General features: G+C 72.0%; 12 protein-coding genes and 1 pseudogene. 7 read left to right on the forward strand and 6 right to left on the reverse strand.

Annotated elements, in window-relative coordinates; all coding sequences use genetic code 11:
• The first annotated feature begins 9 nt into the window (after window positions 1-9).
• The gene (gene metE / locus ACZ69I_RS10790; protein ID WP_470831531.1) at window positions 10-2,328 is read left to right on the forward strand and encodes a 5-methyltetrahydropteroyltriglutamate--homocysteine S-methyltransferase; all 2,319 of its coding nucleotides are present in this window, start codon (window positions 10-12) and stop codon (window positions 2,326-2,328) included.
• Window positions 2,329-2,427: 99 nt separating this feature from the next.
• Complete coding sequence (locus tag ACZ69I_RS10795; RefSeq protein ID WP_470831533.1) at window positions 2,428-3,456, forward strand: phosphotransferase; 1,029 nt, start codon at window positions 2,428-2,430, stop codon at window positions 3,454-3,456.
• A gap of 24 nt (window positions 3,457-3,480) precedes the next feature.
• On the opposite strand, the gene ACZ69I_RS10800 is transcribed toward ACZ69I_RS10795, so the two are convergent.
• The 3 genes from ACZ69I_RS10800 to ACZ69I_RS10810 form a co-directional block, all read right to left on the reverse strand.
• Window positions 3,481-6,237 (reverse strand): glycosyl hydrolase family 65 domain-containing protein, encoded by a 2,757-nt coding sequence (locus ACZ69I_RS10800; RefSeq protein ID WP_470831534.1) that lies wholly within the window; start codon window positions 6,235-6,237, stop codon window positions 3,481-3,483.
• A gap of 220 nt (window positions 6,238-6,457) precedes the next feature.
• On the reverse strand, window positions 6,458-7,891 hold the full coding sequence (locus tag ACZ69I_RS10805; RefSeq protein ID WP_470831536.1) for an NAD(P)/FAD-dependent oxidoreductase: 1,434 nt from the start codon (window positions 7,889-7,891) through the stop codon (window positions 6,458-6,460).
• Between the two features lie 279 nt (window positions 7,892-8,170).
• The gene (locus ACZ69I_RS10810) at window positions 8,171-9,043 is read right to left on the reverse strand and encodes a DUF2382 domain-containing protein (RefSeq protein ID WP_467675451.1); all 873 of its coding nucleotides are present in this window, start codon (window positions 9,041-9,043) and stop codon (window positions 8,171-8,173) included.
• A gap of 331 nt (window positions 9,044-9,374) precedes the next feature.
• On the opposite strand from ACZ69I_RS10810, the gene ACZ69I_RS10815 reads away from it, so the two are divergent.
• Window positions 9,375-10,340: a pirin family protein gene (locus tag ACZ69I_RS10815; RefSeq protein WP_470831538.1), complete on the forward strand. Its 966-nt coding sequence runs from the start codon at window positions 9,375-9,377 to the stop codon at window positions 10,338-10,340.
• Between the two features lie 292 nt (window positions 10,341-10,632).
• On the opposite strand, the gene ACZ69I_RS10820 is transcribed toward ACZ69I_RS10815, so the two are convergent.
• A complete protein-coding gene (locus ACZ69I_RS10820; RefSeq protein WP_470831539.1) occupies window positions 10,633-11,178 on the reverse strand; it encodes a GNAT family N-acetyltransferase in 546 nt (181 codons plus the stop codon).
• Between the two features lie 103 nt (window positions 11,179-11,281).
• Here ACZ69I_RS10820 and ACZ69I_RS10825 point away from each other — a divergent pair, with 103 nt between their 5' ends.
• Entirely contained in the window at window positions 11,282-12,157 is an 876-nt protein-coding gene (locus tag ACZ69I_RS10825) for a LysR family transcriptional regulator (RefSeq protein WP_470831540.1), read from the forward strand.
• A gap of 293 nt (window positions 12,158-12,450) precedes the next feature.
• Here ACZ69I_RS10825 and ACZ69I_RS10830 read toward each other — a convergent pair whose 3' ends face one another.
• Window positions 12,451-12,645 carry a hypothetical protein gene (locus tag ACZ69I_RS10830; RefSeq protein WP_470831542.1) on the reverse strand — a complete coding sequence of 65 codons (195 nt, stop codon included), beginning with the start codon at window positions 12,643-12,645 and terminating at the stop codon, window positions 12,451-12,453.
• Window positions 12,642-12,860: a hypothetical protein gene (locus ACZ69I_RS10835; protein ID WP_470831543.1), complete on the reverse strand. Its 219-nt coding sequence runs from the start codon at window positions 12,858-12,860 to the stop codon at window positions 12,642-12,644. The genes ACZ69I_RS10830 and ACZ69I_RS10835 overlap by 4 nt, the downstream gene beginning before the upstream one ends.
• Before the next feature lie 112 nt (window positions 12,861-12,972).
• On the opposite strand from ACZ69I_RS10835, the pseudogene ACZ69I_RS10840 reads away from it, so the two are divergent.
• From ACZ69I_RS10840 to ACZ69I_RS10850, 3 genes and pseudogenes are all read left to right on the forward strand, one after another.
• Window positions 12,973-13,974, forward strand: a pseudogene (locus ACZ69I_RS10840) (relaxase/mobilization nuclease domain-containing protein); the annotation flags it as partial.
• Window positions 13,975-14,138: 164 nt separating this feature from the next.
• On the forward strand, window positions 14,139-14,480 hold the full coding sequence (locus tag ACZ69I_RS10845) for a hypothetical protein (RefSeq protein WP_470831545.1): 342 nt from the start codon (window positions 14,139-14,141) through the stop codon (window positions 14,478-14,480).
• Window positions 14,481-14,714: 234 nt separating this feature from the next.
• Window positions 14,715-15,548, forward strand: a complete 834-nt coding sequence (locus ACZ69I_RS10850) for an alpha/beta fold hydrolase (RefSeq protein ID WP_470831547.1) — start codon at window positions 14,715-14,717, stop codon at window positions 15,546-15,548.
• The last annotated feature ends 6 nt before the right edge of the window (window positions 15,549-15,554 follow it).

Consider the following 15,554-nt stretch of genomic DNA (forward strand, 5'->3'; position numbering starts at 1 on the left):
GAGATCTCCGTGACCACCAAGCCCGCAGCCGCGGCAGCACGGGCCACCGTGTACGGCTACCCCCGCCAGGGTCCCAACCGGGAACTCAAGAAGGCGATCGAGGGCTACTGGAAGGGCCGCGTCACCGCGGACGCCCTCCGGGACGCCGCCGCCGAGCTCCGCCGCTCGAACTGGCGTGAACTCGCCGACGCCGGCATCTGCGAAGTCCCTACCGGCGACTTCTCGTACTACGACCATGTCCTCGACACCAGCGTCATGGTCGGCGCGCTTCCCGAGCGGCACCGTTCCGCGGTCGACGCGGACGCGCTCGACGGCTACTTCGCGATGGCGCGCGGCACCCAGGACGTGGCGCCGCTGGAAATGACGAAGTGGTTCGACACCAACTACCACTACCTGGTGCCCGAGTTGGCGCCCGGGACGGTGTTCAGGGCCGACTCCGCCAAGCAGGTCGGCGAGTTCAAGGAGGCCCGCGCGCTGGGCCTGACGGCGCGGCCCGTCCTCGTCGGCCCGGTCACCTACCTCCTGCTGGCCAAGCCCGCTCCCGGGGTGGCCGCCGACTTCGACCCGCTGACCCTCCTCGACCGCCTCCTGCCGGTGTACGCCGAGGTCCTCGCCGACCTGCGTGCGGCGGGCGCCGACTGGGTACAGCTCGACGAGCCCGCGCTCGTCCAGGACCGGACACCGGCCGAGCTCAACGCGGCCGAACGCGCCTACCGTGACCTCGGCGCCCTCACCGACCGGCCGAAACTCCTTGTCGCCTCGTACTTCGACCGGCTCGGCGACGCCCTTCCCGTGCTCGCCAAGGCCCCGGTCGACGGGCTCGCGCTGGACTTCACCGACGCGGCCGCCGCCAACCTCGACGCGCTCGCGGCCGTCGGCGGGCTGCCCGGCAAGCGGCTGGTGGCGGGCGTCGTCAACGGGCGCAACATCTGGGTCAACGACCTGGAGAAGTCCCTCACCACGCTCGGCACGCTGCTCGGCCTGGCCGACCGGGTCGACGTGGCCGCCTCCTGCTCCCTGCTGCACGTCCCCGTCGACGCGGCCCTCGAACGGGACATCGAGCCGCAGATCCTGCGCTGGCTCGCCTTCGCCCGCCAGAAGACCACCGAGATCGTCACGCTCGCCCGGGGGCTCGCGCAGGGCACCGACACGATCTCCACCCAACTCGCCGCGAACCGCGCCGACCTGGCCTCCCGGGCCGGCTCCCCCATCACCCGTGACCCGGCCGTCCGCGCCCGCACCGGGGCCGTCACGGCGGCCGACGCCCGCCGCTTCCAGCCGTACGCGGAGCGTGCGGCGGCCCAGCGCACCGCCCTCGGCCTGCCGCTCCTCCCGACGACCACCATCGGCTCGTTCCCGCAGACCGGCGAACTGCGGGCGGCCCGCGCGGATCTGCGGGCCGGCCGGATCGACGGCGACGGGTACGAGGAGCGCATCAAGGCCGAGATCCAGGAAGTGATCTCCTTCCAGGAGAAGGCGGGCATCGACGTCCTGGTGCACGGTGAGCCCGAACGCAACGACATGGTGCAGTACTTCGCCGAGCAGCTCACCGGGTACCTCGCCACCCAGCACGGCTGGGTCCAGTCGTACGGCACCCGCTATGTGCGACCGCCGATCCTCGCGGGTGACATCTCGCGTCCCGAGCCGATGACGGTGCGCTGGACGACGTACGCCCAGTCGCTCACCGGCCGCCCCGTCAAGGGCATGCTCACCGGCCCCGTCACCATGCTCGCCTGGTCCTTCGTCCGTGACGACCAGCCGCTCGGCGACACGGCCCGCCAGGTAGCCCTCGCCCTGCGCGACGAGGTCGTCGCCCTGGAGGCGGCCGGGACGTCGGTCATCCAGGTCGACGAGCCCGCGCTGCGCGAGACGCTGCCGCTGCGCGCCGCCGACCACCCGGCCTATCTGGCCTGGGCGACCGAGGCGTTCCGGCTCAGCACGAGCGGGGTGCGGCCGGACACGCAGATCCACACGCACATGTGCTACGCCGAGTTCGGCGACATCGTCCAGGCCATCGACGACCTCGACGCCGACGTCATCAGCCTGGAGGCGGCCCGCTCCCACATGCAGGTCGCCCGCGAGCTCGCCGCGCACGGCTATCCGCGGGAGGCGGGTCCCGGCGTGTACGACATCCACTCGCCGCGGGTGCCGAGCGCCGACGAGGCCGCCGCCCTGTTGCGCACGGGGCTCGAGGCGATCCCCGCCGAACGGCTCTGGGTCAATCCGGACTGCGGCCTGAAGACGCGCGGCTGGCCCGAGACGCGGTCGTCCCTGGAGAACCTGGTCGCGGCGGCCAGGACGGTCCGCGAGGAACTCTCCGCCTCCTGACGACACGGCACGACACGTCGACACGGCACGATCCACGCCGATCCGGTCCCGCGCAGCGAGCGTGGGGCCGGATCGGCGCGTCGTGCAAGGATGCGGACCATGAGGTCACGGTTACCGTTCGGGGAGAGACTGACGGCAGAGCTGGGTGTGCCCGGCCGGGCCCGCGAGCTGGACAGCAGCCCGCGCTCCCGGGTGTGGCGAGCCGAGTTGTCCGGCACGCCCGTGGTGGTCAAGCAGCTCGTCGAAGGACCGGACGCCGCCGACCGGTACGCGCGCGAGGTCGCCGCGCTGCGGCTCGCGGCCCGCGTCGACCCGCCGGTGGTGCCCGCGCTCCTCGGCGCCGATCCCGCCGACCGGGTCCTGGTCCTGGAACACCTGGAGGAAGGGCCGCCGCGCGCGGACTGGGTGATCGAGTACGCGGCCGCGCTGGCCCGGCTCCACGCGGCCGCCGACGCGGACACCGCGAGCACCCTCCCCACCTGGGCGGGCCCGGACCACGCCGACATCGACTCCTTCCTCCGGCTCGCCCGGACGCTCGGCGTCGAGGTGCCGCCGACCGTCCCGGCCACTCTGGCCGACCTCGTGGACCGGCTGGCACACACCCCTCGCCGCTCGCTGCTGCACGGCGACCCCTGCCCCGGCAACGACCTGCACACCCGCGACGGCGTCAGGTTCATCGACTTCGAGCAGGCGTCCCTGGGAGACGGGCTCGTCGAGCTCGCCTACCTCCGTATCGGCTTCCCGACCTGCTGGTGCTCGACCATTCCCGCCCCGCCCCTGCTGACAGCGGCCGAAGCCGCCTACCGCACGGCCTGGCGCGCGGCCACGGGCACCGACGCGCAGGGCGATCTCACGGACGCGTGCGCGGGGTGGGTGCTGCGGGGCGACGCACTCGTCGAGCGAGCCCGACGCGGCTCGGTCGACCATCTGGCCGAGCTCCCCCGAAAGGACTGGCGTTGGGGCACGGCAACGGCCCGCCAACGCCTGGCACACCGCCTCGGCGTGGTCAGCCGGATGACGGCCGAGAGCGGCGGACTGAGGGACCTGGGCGACCTGACCGCCTCCATGCGGGCCGGCATGCTGACCCGCTGGCCCGGGCTGCGCCCCCTGCCGTCCCAGCGGCCCTGAGACCGACGGGGGGCTGATGTAGCGTCAGTTGACCGTCAGCTCCGCGATTCCCGGATGCTTCTTCGCGTCCGCGTCGCCCCGCACCGTCACCCGCACGTACCGCGCGAGTCGGCCGTCCGCCGCGGCGGCGGTCGCACGGTGCCAGTGTTCGCCGTCGAGGGAGAGCTCGACCGTGTGCGCCACGGGCTTGGTGTCGGTCCAGGTGGCGGTGACCTTCTTGACGCGTACGGGCTTGGCGAGGTCCGTGGTCAGGTGGCCGCGTGCGCCGTCCGGGACCCAGGCCGTCGCGGTGTTGCCGTCGACTGCCGCGCCCGCGTACATGCCCGGCTGCTGGGAGGAGGCCGTAGCGCCGGTGCAGCGCGCCGCGTTGGTGGTGGGCGTGAGGTCGGGGCGGCGGGTCTTGAGGACGGCCGGGGCACTCTTGGCGACGGTCTGCCGGCCCTGCGGGGTGTCGAGCGTCATCGGCTCGCCGTCGGTGAGGCGCACGGTGGTGCGGTGCGCGCCGATGGCGATGTCGTACGTACGACCCTGCCAGGTCAGGCCGCGCAGGGTGACGCCGCGGCCGAGCTGCGGGGGCAGCATCGGGTCGAGGCGGAGGCGGTCCTCGCGCATCCGCAGGCCGGTCAGGCCGTTGGTGAAGACCTGCAGGAAGCCGCCCTTGCCGGTGAGGAAGTCGTGCGCGGGCGAGCCCGACAGCGGGTCCGAGGCGCCCGCCTTGTCGCCGCGAGCCTCCGAGAACTGCGCGAAGGGGCCGCGTACGAACGGCTTGATGGAGCGCTCCAGATACGTGTACGCGGAGCAGCCGGGCTCACCGATCCCAGCGGCGTCGATGGCGTGCACCGAGTCCGTCATGGCCGGGCCGTCGGGGTCGGTGCGCTGCGCGTAGTAGTCGAGGGTGCCGGCCGCGGCGCCCTCGGGCATCGGCCACTCCAGCGGGTACATCAGCAGAACCGTGTCGGCCTGCTTGATGGTGCCGCCGTCGTAACCGTCGTACTGCTGGAAGACCTTGCGCTTCTCGTCGTACGGGATCCGGATGCGGTCGGCGATCGACTTCCACTCGGCGGGGGCCCGCTCGCCGAGCAGTTCGGCGGCGCGGGTGGCGTGGCGCAGAGCGGTGACGGCACCGGCGTTGGTGAAGACCGCGTCGTCGACGCCGTTGCTGTACTCGTCGGGCCCGGCCGTGTCCTTGACCGAGTAGCTGCCGTCCTTGTTGCGGCTGACGCGGTCCGCCCAGAACTCGGCGATGCCCTTCATCACCGGCCAGCCGCGCCCGCGCAGCCAGCGCGTGTCCTTGGTGGCGAGGTAGTACTGCCAGGTGGCCAGGGAGATGTCGGACTGGAGGTGGATCTGCGTGCGGCAGTGCGGCGGGTCGACGCTGTGGCACTCCTCGGCCAGGTTGCCCGAACTCCCGCTGTTCCAGGGGTAGAAGAGGCCGCGGTAGCCGAGGTCCCGGGCATTGTGGCGCGCTCCGGCGCGCGTGCGGTAGCGGTAGTCGACCACGGACCTGGCGAGTTCGGGACGGGTGGCGAGCAGCCCCGGATACATCCAGGTCTCCGCGTCCCAGAAGACGAGGCCCGCGTAGTTGTCGCTGGTCAGGCCCGCCGGGGCGATGCTGTTGGCCGCGCCCTCGCGGGTGCTGGAGAACAGTCCGTACTGCGCGGAGCGCACCCACGCCTGCATGTCGCGCCGCCCCGGCACCTCGATGTCACTGCGCCACAGCCGCGACCAGGCGTCGGTGTGCGAGCGCAGCAGTCCGTGCCAGCCACGGTCGGCGGCGCGCCGCGAGGTGGCGGTGGCGTTCCGGCGGGGCGCGCGGGAGGTCAGGGCCGTATCGATGCCCACGTACTTGGTGAAGCCGTACGACTGGCCGCGCCGGACAGGCACGGACATGGACTGACGTACCGTCAGCTTCCGTGCGCCGTCGGCCCGCTGGACCCTCGCACCGGGTACCCCGCCGTCGGCGCGGAGCGTGGAGGACACGGCCCCGTCGACGTTCGTGCCGTCCGTACGGAACGCCACGTCCATGGTGGTCCCGCTCCGGCCGTCTTCGCGGTGTCCCTCGGTGCGGTCGCCGCCGCCGGTCTGCCGGATGCGCCGCGCGCCGCGGCCGTCCAGCACGTCGGTGACGGTGGCCTTGCCGCTCCAGTGCGGTGTCATCCGCATGCGTACGGCGCCCGCGTGCGGGTTGGCGCGGTCGGCGAGGACCTCGTACACGAGGTCGGTCCTGCGGCCGTCGGTGGCGGTCCACGTCAACGACGTGCGCACCACACCGCAGTGCAGGAGCAGCGTCTGGCGGTAGTGGGAGATCCGGCCGGTGGGCGTCGAAGAGTTGAAGGTATCGCCCTGGGCTCCGCCGGTGCCGACGGTGAGCGCGGACCATGTGGGGAGGGCGGCCACGGCCTGCCGGTTCTCCGCGGTCTGTTTGTTGTGCGCGTAGAGGCCGGACACGAAGGAACCGTCGTAGCGGGGCGTGAACAGCGGCCAGCCGGTCTTGACCTCGCTGTCGGCGTATCCGGCACCGTTGGGCGGCACGCGCTGCCCGAGGTAGCCGTTGCCGACGAAGGCGTGGTGGGTGTCCTTCGCGTCGAGCTCGGTGGTGCCGAGTGTCCAGCCGTCGCTGCGGCGGCAGTTCGCGGCGGTGGGGGTGGTGTCTGCGGCGGCGGTGGTGGCGGCCCGCGCTGTCTGCGAGGCCGCCGACGGCACCGAGGCGACGAGCGCTCCGGCCAGCAGCACCGCGGTCAGCTGAGCGGCGCGCGGCCGAGCGCCGAGGGAGTACGTCATTGTTCTCCGTCACTCTGGTTCACCTGGGAGGGTCCAGGGACCATAAATTTCCTGAACAAGCCACGTCAATAGATGCGCCTCATTGGTCAAGTCTCGAACGCATGCGCATCAGTCTCGGGCCCGCGCCCACGCGTCGGGCGCTGCGGCGTCACGCGGCGCGTCGCAGAGGGGGCGCGCCATGGGGGCGTGGCGTGATCGAGGGCCGGGAGGGCGCGGGCGCTCAGCGCCGCCCGCCGAGCCCGCACAGCGCGAGTTCCTCCGCGGTGATGGACGGGCCGCTCTGTGCGTCCCGGCCGGGACCGCGGGCGACACCGAGCAGCACCTCGGGCCTGGCCATGCGGGTCAGGGGCGCGGAGAGGGTCATGACGTCCGTCAGCGCCCGCAGCACGGCCTGGTCGCCGGTGGCGGCCCGCATCATCCGCTGGGTGTAGCCCCGCAGCAGCCGGGCCGCCGGTGGCAGCGGTCCGCCCACGGTGTTCGGGTAGTTGAGGTCCTCACCGGTCGCCAGGTCCCAGGGGCCGCCCGTGGCGCGGGCCACCGACCGCTGCACGTGCCGGGCGAAACCCGCGGCATGGGCGGGGCGCTCCCGCAGGGCCCGGTCGAGCGCGGCCACGCTGTGAGCGGCCACCGACAGGCCCTGTCCGTAGACGGGGTTGAAGGTCGCGACCGCGTCGCCCAGGGCGACGAACCCCTCCGGCGCGGCGGGCAGCCTCTCGAAGCGCAGACGCCGGTTGACGGTGCTGCGCGTGAGGTGCACGTCGGTCAGCGGCTCGGCACAGGAGATCAGGTCGGCCAGGAGCGGGTCCCGCATGGTCCGGGCGAAGGCTTCGAAGTCCTCGGCGTTTCTGGTGGGCTGGGCGCCGCGGGTGCCCGCCACGGTGACCAGCCAGCGGCCGTCCTCCACGGGCAGCAGGGTGCCTGCGCGGCCGGGGCCTCCGGAGCGGGCGTCGGGCTGGATGCTGACGAGGGGGAAGCGGTCCGTGCCCGGCGGCGCGCGGAAGAGCCGGGTGGCGTAGACCTGCCCGGCGTCCACGGTCTCCTCCCGGACGGCGGGCAGACCGAGGCGGGCGAGGTGCCGGGAGGACTGCGAGCCCCGGCCCGAGGCGTCGACGACCAGATCCGCGGCCAGCTCCTCGCCCGTGCCGCGGCCCGTCTCCCGTAAGGCAACTCCCGTCACCCTGCGCGGATCACCCAGGAGTTCGACGGCCTCGGCGCCGTCCCGCAGAACGACCTGCGGCCGGGCCAGGACGCGTTCACGGACGACGGCGTCGAGCAGGTCACGGGTGCAGGAGACGATGAACTTCGTGTCGGGCCTGCGCGGCAGCCAGCCCTGGGGGCCGAGGACGACCATGTCCGCCGTGACCGCCACCCGGCGCGCACCGGCGGCCACCCATGCCCCGACGGTGCCCGGCATCAGCGCCTCGATGACGCGTGCGCCCCCGGACATCACCAAGTGCGTGTGGCGGGCCTGCGGCAGCCCTTTGCGCGGCCCGGGCCCCCTCGGCATGCGGTCCCGGTCGACGAGCACGACTTCGTCCACGTGGCGGGACAGCACGCTCGCGGCCAGCATCCCGGCCATGCCCGCGCCGAGCACCACGGCACGGCTGCCGGTGCTGCCGGTGCCGGTCCTCGTCCTGCCGTGTGACGACGTCATGGCCGCGACCTTTCCGAGCACAAAGGTGCGGGCTGAAGCCCCTACGGCACAAGCACGGAATCGGACGACAACGGTGGCGGCGCGGCGGTCCGCGATAAGCACTCAGGCAGACGCGAGGGGGTCAGGCACAAGAGAGCGGGCGAGAGCAGCTCAGGCACAAGAGAGGGGCAAGCACAGGAGAGGGAGGGAACACCCGGTACGAGTGTTCCCTCCCTCTGTCCACACCCTCTGTCCACCGCCTTCAGCTGCCCCGGCCAGGGAGCCCTGAGAGGCGAGAGGTCAGTGACGCGGGCCCTGCTTCCGGTCGCGCCAGTCCTCGCCCTTCGCGTCACCGCGGCCGCGCTCGCCCTTGGCGCGGTCGAACTCGATCTGCTCCTTGCGCACCTGGTCCGAGACCTCGCGGGTCTCGGTGACGTTCTCCGTCTCCAGGCGGACGCGCTCGACGGGCACCGCTTCCTTGCGGACCACCGGCCTCTCGGCGTGCAGGGTCACCTCGGCCTCTTCCTCGCCGATCTTCGCGCGGGTGCCGTCACCCTCGCGGATGGGTTCGCGGACCACGCGAACCTCCTCGTGCGAGAGGGGTACGGACGTCGTCACGTCCTCGGTGACGACGACCTTGCGCAGCCGGGCCCGGCCGACCGTCTCCTCCTCCTTGCCGACGCGCAGCCGCTCCTCGGAGCGGACCATCTCCTCGTTGTGGTGCTCGCCCGCACCGGCACGGGTCGCGAACTCGCGACCACCGCCCGCGCCCGCTCCGGCCATGTCGCCGCGGCCGCGGCCCTGAGCGGTGCCGGGCCGCATGCCGCCCGCCATGCCACCGGCGCCCTCGGGCCGTGCGAGGCCGTAGTGGCGGTAGAGCTCGTGCTCCTGCTCCGGCTCGAGGTGCTGGTCGGCTTCCACGCGCGGGGCGTCCTTGACGGCCTCCTTCGTGGTCGCCACGTGCAGCTGGTCCTCCTGGCGACGGGCGCCGGCGAGCGGGACGAAGCTCTGCTTCATCCCGAAGAGACCGGTCTTGACGGTCACCCACTCGGGACGACCACTGCGGTCGTCGAGGTAGATCTGCTCGACGCTGCCGATCTTTTCGCCGGTCTGGTCATAGGCCGTCAGGCCCGCAAGCCCGTCGGGGTTGGTGAAGGCCTCGCCCTGCGTCATGGGTGATCACTCCCTTGGAGCGCGCGACGGGCAGAATCGACTCTCGCCACGGACGACGCACGCTTCCCCTCCATCGCGCGCCGCCCCGCCGCACCCCGCAACCAGGAGCGTCACGGAACGTGTGCGGAATTCCTGGGGAGAGGCCTTCAGCGGCACGATTGCGGCGATTCGACCCCGCTATTCCGGCCCGCGGGAAATTAGGCCATTCGGGTAGCCCGTGCGGGGGCGGAGGCTGCCTGGCGGGACAGACGTGCGGGTGGCGTACGCGGACAAGTCCCAGGACGGGGGACGCCCTGCCGTTCCACCATGACCGCAGGCTAGGTTGAGCCGCATGAGCAACCTTGACCGTCAGGCGGTTCCGTCCCTGTGCGGCGGCCGCGGCTTCGTCGTCGCCGAACCCGTACGCGAGCTGTTGAGCCCGCGCCGCGTGCGCCTCGGCGCGTCGACCGAGGTCCGCCGGCTCCTCCCGAACCTCGGGCGCCGCATGATCGGGGCGTGGGCCTTCGTCGACCACTACGGCCCCGACGACATCGCCGACGAGCCGGGCATGCAGGTGCCGCCCCACCCGCACATGGGCCTGCAGACCGTCAGCTGGCTGCACGAGGGCGAGGTGCTGCACCGCGACTCCACCGGCAGCCTGCAGACCATCCGCCCGCGCGAACTGGGCCTCATGACGTCGGGCCGGGCGATCTCGCACTCGGAGGAGTCACCGAAGTCGCACGCCCGCTTCCTGCACGGCGCCCAGCTGTGGGTGGCGCTGCCTGACGCGCACCGGCACACCGACCCGACGTTCGAGCACCACGCCGACCTGCCCACGGTCACCGCCCCCGGCGTCGAGGCGACGGTCCTCCTGGGCGACCTCGACGGGTCCCGCTCCCCCGGCAGCACGTACTCCCCCATCGTCGGCGCCGACCTCACCCTCACCTCCGGCACCGAGACACGCCTGCCACTCGTCCCCGACTTCGAGTACGGGGTGCTCTCGATGTCGGGCGAGGCGCACGTCGACGGCGTCCCCGTACTGCCGGGCTCGATGCTCTACCTCGGCTGCGGCCGCACGGAGTTGCCCCTGCGGGCCGACTCCGACGCGGAACTCATGCTGCTCGGCGGCGAGCCCTTCGAAGAGGAACTCATCATGTGGTGGAACTTCGTGGGCCGCACCCAGAAAGAGATCGCACAGGCCCGCGAGGAGTGGATGCAGGGGTCCGGGTTCGGGGTGGTGAAGGGCTACGACGGCGCGCCCCTGCCTGCGCCGAAGCTGCCCGACCTCCCTCTCAAACCACGCGGAAGGGCGCGCTGACCTGGGAAGAGGAGGCCCGTCGGCCCAGGAACCGACAAGGCTCCTAGCTGTTCACGCCGTGCCGAACCAGGGGTTTCACCTGCCCGTCACGCCAACTGTCGGACCTGCACAGCTGGTTGGGGAGAGACCACCTGCCCAGCCGCTCGTTGGCGGCACCGGGCCCTTCGAAGCCGCTTTCCCATCGGGCCCTTCCGGGGGACGACGAGCATGCGGCCGCCTGCGGCTACCGCACGCCTCTTGCGGGCCGCGCCCCGTGTTCTCGTTGGACCCTGGCACACGAGCACGGGACCAGTCAGTTCTGGTCCGGCCCCGGGAGCGGAGTGGACTGCAGGCGTTGCATCCACAGGGAGCTCAGGTATTGGCCGTTCTTCACGGCGTACTCGTGGAAGGTTCCGATTTCGGCGAAGCCGAACTTGCGGTGCAGGGCCACCGACACGTCGTTCGGCAGGGCGATGCCGGCGAGGGCGACATGCACCGGTTCATCGGCCAGGAGGCCGAAGAGCGCACGGTAGAGGGCGGTTCCCAGCCCCTGTCCCCTGCTGTCCTCGCCGAGTCCGATGCTCACCTCGACCGTTTCCCGGAAAGCGTCCTGATCGCGGTAGCACTGGCTGCAGGCATAACCGAGAACCTGGTTGCCGCGCCGGGCGACGAGCATCCGGTACGGACCCGTCTCCGCGAACTGAGCGAACCAGTCCCGCCGCTCCTCCATGCGATGCGCTCCGGTGGCGAACCGGGCGTGCGAGGTCGCGGCCGTGTGATTCTGGATGGCGACGATCCCGGGCAGGTCAGCCGTAATCGCAGGGACGAGTTCAACAGCGGTCTCGTACGTGTCGTGCAAGAGGGGCTCCTCACCTCACGGGGGGTGTCGTACCGGCACGCTATGGGCGCCGTCGGCCACACAGAACCCCATGATCCGAGGGCGCTGGTCATAGGCTGCACCTATGGCCCTGGAACTCGCGGACCTGCGCGTCTTCGTCACCGCCGCATCCGCCGGCTCGCTGTCCGCCGCAGCACGTGAGCTGCGCGTCGCGCAACCGTCCGTCAGCGAGCGGCTGCGCCGACTGGAACGGCTCGTCGGTCAGCCACTGCTCGACCGCTCCAGCCGAGGAGTGTCGCTGACGCCCGCGGGGGAACGGCTGCTGCCCCACGCGGAGAGGTGTCTGGATCTGGCGGCTCGGGCCCTGGACATCGCACGGGAGGACGACACCCAGGGCACCCTGCACGTGACCACCCACGCCAGCTACGCACCGCTGGCCATCCCCGTCGTCATCGATGCCCTGCAACCGCTCAGATACGCCGTCGTGGTCGACGACCAGCACAGTCAGGACGCGCTCCAGCGGGTGGCCGCGGGCGTGACCGACATCGCCATCACCCTGCCGATGCCGCACGCTCACGAGGTACGGCTGCACACGTTCCGCAGGGAGCCGGTCATCGCGGCCTGTCACCCGGACCACCCGCTCACCGCGCGCCCCTGCGACACTGCAGGGCTGAGCGGCCACCCCCTCGCCGTGAACCTCTGGGGCAGCGGTGCGCAGCTCTTTCACGAACTGCTCCTGGACGCCCCCACCCGCGCGCATCAGCTCTACCGCATCAGTTCCGCCGAGACGGCAGCCGACCTCGCGCGCTCCGGGCAGGCCGTCGCCGTCCTCACCCGCGCCACGGTCGAACGCGACCTCGCCGCCCGCACCCTGGTCGAACTCGACGTGATCGACATGCCCGAGTGGCACGTCCACCTCATGGCAGCCCACCACCGCGAACGCGCCGCCGAGCCCGCCATCGCCACCGTGATCAACGCCCTGAGCCGCCTCAAGTCCTGACCCACCGCACCCACGGACACCACCACGCGGGCAACGCCCCGCCCCCACGCATCACCAGCCTCGCCCAAGCCGTCCTCACTCCGCACCTGACCAGCGCGGGCGCCGGCTGCAGCGCGACCTGTGAGGACGATCCAGTGGCGGCCACCGGCGGCCGGTACGAGTGTCGAGGGAGCCTCCAGAGTGTCGCAGCAAGGGCCGTCGGGCCTGGGTGAGCAATCTTCCACCGCTTGTTGCCAGCTCTCACCGATCCGTCACTCTGCGTGCGGCGTGTTGCTGCTGGCCGCTGATGGTGGTTAGCGCTGCTTTCGGATGGCTCTCCTGTGTGCTGTGGTGCTGTGGCTGTGCGGGGGCTCGGTGCCGGGCCGGTGGTGCAGCCGCATGCTGATCAGCGCGGTGATCGTGAAGGCGGCGGCCTGGTAGAGCATGGCGGGCCAGAACGCGGTGTCCGCATCGGCGGCGGCGTAGTAGGCGAGTCCGGCCGCGGTCACACCAATGGCAGGGCGGCGACAACGCGTCGCAGGTGTACCGCGGCGGGCTGCCGATCCACCGCCAGGTTCTCGACTTCCTCCAGCTCATCGCGGAGTTGAGTGAGCATCTTCGCAGGCGGGATGTAGAGGTACTGCCGCCGGGCATCCAGGAGGCGTTCGTCGAGCAAGTCCATCTGCGCGGCGGTGACGCTTCCCAGCGCCAGAGTCCGGTCCATGGAGCGGCGGGCAGCCTCGATCCGGCCGTCGAGCAGGTCGACCGGTGCGCCGGCTCTGTCGGACTGCCGATCCGGCGTCCAGGCGCCCGCGCCGGAACGGCGAAGCCGAGATCCTGGGCCGGGCAGTCGTACAGGCGGCACAGTAAGCGACCAGCCCGTCGAGGCTCTCCCCCCACATGCCCGCCCCGCCCTGCCCGTGTGGCACACATCGGTGCGTGCCACACCCGGCGACCGCACGCTGTCCGACGACGAGTGGGCGGACATCGCCCGCCGGGTCGTCGCCGCCACCGGCATCGATCCCGGCGCCGGGAAATCCGGCTGCCGCTGGGCGGCCGTACGGCACGCAGACGACCACATCCACATCGTCGCCACCCGCGTATGCGAAGACGGCAGGAGCCCCGACGACTTCCGCTCCGGCAAACGGGCCCAGGCCGAATGCCGTCTCATCGAGAAGGGGTTGGGCCTAACCCTGGTCAACGCGGGCGACGGCACCGCCGCTAAACGGCCAACCAGCGGAGCGCCACAAAGCGAGCGTCAGGGCCGGGAGCAGACCGCCCGTGAGGGACTGCGCGAGACCGTCCGCCGGGCCGCGGCCGGCGCCACCAGCGAAGCGGAGTTCTTCGACCGGCTGGCCGCCGCCGGCCTGCTCATCCACAAGCGCCAAGCGCCCTCCGGCGACCTGCTCGGCTACAAGGTCACGCTGACCGACGATCGTAACGAGGACAACGAGCCGGTCTACTTCGCAGGCTCCACGCTCGCTGCTGACCTCTCCCTGCCTCGCATCCGCGAACGCTGGTCGGCCGCCCAGCAGGACGCCGCCGTCGGGCCGGACGAGCGCGCCAGCGCGCCGAGCGGTCCGGCGCGGGCACAGCGCCGTGCGGCAGCCGCCGCCTGGCAGGCGATCGTGATCATCGACTACGGCAATGACCGTCAGGCCGCAGCCCTCATCGCGGCGGCCGGTGAGGTCCTGGTCCTCGCCGCCCTCGCCAAAACCTCCGCCGCCCACACCCGCAAGCAACTCCAAGAGGCGGCACGCTCTTTCGGATGCACTGGGAGCAGCCGCTCGTCATCGACGGCGAGGTCCGCGGGTGCCCGCAGTGCGGCGCATACCGGGACTGGATCGTCTTCAGCATGCGCGATGACACGATCTGGCTGCGCTGCCGCGCCGGCCACAACAGTGTCGAGCCGCGCCTGGACCCCGCACCCCCTCCCCGCCTGCAGCGGATCGCGTGTCGGCCCAAGTCGGGCCGCCCGCTCCGCACATCAAAGGGGTCCCGCATGCGTCGCCGCACCACGACTGCTCTCGTCCTGACCACACTCGTCTCACTCACCCTCGCGGGCTGCTCCGACGACAGCACCGGCTCCACGGGGGCTTCATCGGTAGCGACCTCCTCGCCCCGTGGTGCAAGCGGCATCACCGGGACCACACCGCTGTCCTCGGCTGCGCTGAACACACGGCTCCTGGCCGAACAGGACCTGGGCGAGGGCTACATACGCAAGGCGCAGCGCACCCAGTACGACGACGTGACGGTGATCGGCTGTTCTGTGGGGGTCCTGCGTGGCCCAGGCTTGCAGATGCCGCTGTTTTCGCAGTTCAGATGGTTCTTGGTAGCGAGCTAGGGAGTGCAGCAGCTGTGGTGCAAGCGATGTCACTCGGACGGTTCCCAGCTGCCCCTACGGGAGTTGGCCGACGACGTGCTGGCTTCGTTCACTTCAAGCAGCAGCGTTTGCCCCGGGCCGGCTTCACCAGCCAGCCCGGTGTGGCGCGCCGCGGTGGGCAAGGTACGGGGCCCGCGCGGGCCGTTCGCGACATTCGTACAAGACCGGCAGCCGTCGCCCCCGCACCATCGCCTTATGAACGACCACGACGCACAGCACGCGCAGCCGATGCATGTGGACCGCGACGGACCGCGGGACGCGTCGCCGCTGCTGCTCATCCACGGATCTGGAGCCTCGGGTGCCTCTTGGGGGCCGGTGGTCCCGGCCCTCGCCGCCCGTCATCATGTCGTCCGGATAGACCTCCCGGGCTGCGGCCAGTCCCCGCCCGCCACGTCCTACGACGTTCCGGCGCAGGCGGGCCGCGTGGCGGCGCTGCTCGACGAACTCGGGCTGCGCGCCGTCACCGTGGCCGGCCACTCCAGCGGCGGATACGTCGCCACCGCGCTCGTGGAGCAGCGCCCCGACCTGGTGGGTTCGCTGGCGCTGATCAGCACCGGCCCGCGCCTCGACGCGCTCCTGCCGCAGCCGGCCATCCTCCGCGCCATGCTGGCACCTCCCTTCGGGCCGCTGCTGTGGTGGCGGCGTTCGGATGCGATGATCCGCAAAGGCATCGGCGCCACGCTCGCCGGCCCGGCGGCCATCCCGCCCGGCATGGTCGCCGACCTGCGGAGCACCACGTACCGCGCGTTCCGCAAGGTGCTGCGCGAGAACACCGCGTACCTCACCGAGCAGTCCGTGCCCGAGCGGCTCGCCGCCCTCGGGCTCCCGGTGCTCGTGATCTTCGGCGGTGCCGATCCCAGGTGGGACCCGGCGTCGGCACGCCAGTACGACGTCGTGCCGGACGTGCGGGTCGAGATGCTGCCGGGTGTCGGGCACATGCCCATGCTGGAAGCGCCCGAGCCGGTGGGCCGGCTGCTGCTGGACTTCGCGGCCCTTTGCGCCGGAACCCCGCCAACAGGCCCGGCCTAGACTGCT

It is taken from the genome of Streptomyces sp. NPDC036815, assembly GCF_055609205.1.

Coding starts and splice junctions, on each gene's coding strand:
- ACZ69I_RS10795 (WP_470831533.1), top strand. CDS start 2,428: ATGAGGTCACGGTTACCGTTCGGGGAGAGACTGACGGCAGAGCTGGGT.
- ACZ69I_RS10800 (WP_470831534.1), bottom strand. CDS start 6,237: ATGACGTACTCCCTCGGCGCTCGGCCGCGCGCCGCTCAGCTGACCGCG.
- ACZ69I_RS10805 (WP_470831536.1), bottom strand. CDS start 7,891: ATGACGTCGTCACACGGCAGGACGAGGACCGGCACCGGCAGCACCGGC.
- ACZ69I_RS10810 (WP_467675451.1), bottom strand. CDS start 9,043: ATGACGCAGGGCGAGGCCTTCACCAACCCCGACGGGCTTGCGGGCCTG.
- ACZ69I_RS10815 (WP_470831538.1), top strand. CDS start 9,375: ATGAGCAACCTTGACCGTCAGGCGGTTCCGTCCCTGTGCGGCGGCCGC.
- ACZ69I_RS10825 (WP_470831540.1), top strand. CDS start 11,282: ATGGCCCTGGAACTCGCGGACCTGCGCGTCTTCGTCACCGCCGCATCC.
- ACZ69I_RS10835 (WP_470831543.1), bottom strand. CDS start 12,860: ATGGACCGGACTCTGGCGCTGGGAAGCGTCACCGCCGCGCAGATGGAC.
- ACZ69I_RS10845 (WP_470831545.1), top strand. CDS start 14,139: ATGCGTCGCCGCACCACGACTGCTCTCGTCCTGACCACACTCGTCTCA.
- ACZ69I_RS10850 (WP_470831547.1), top strand. CDS start 14,715: ATGAACGACCACGACGCACAGCACGCGCAGCCGATGCATGTGGACCGC.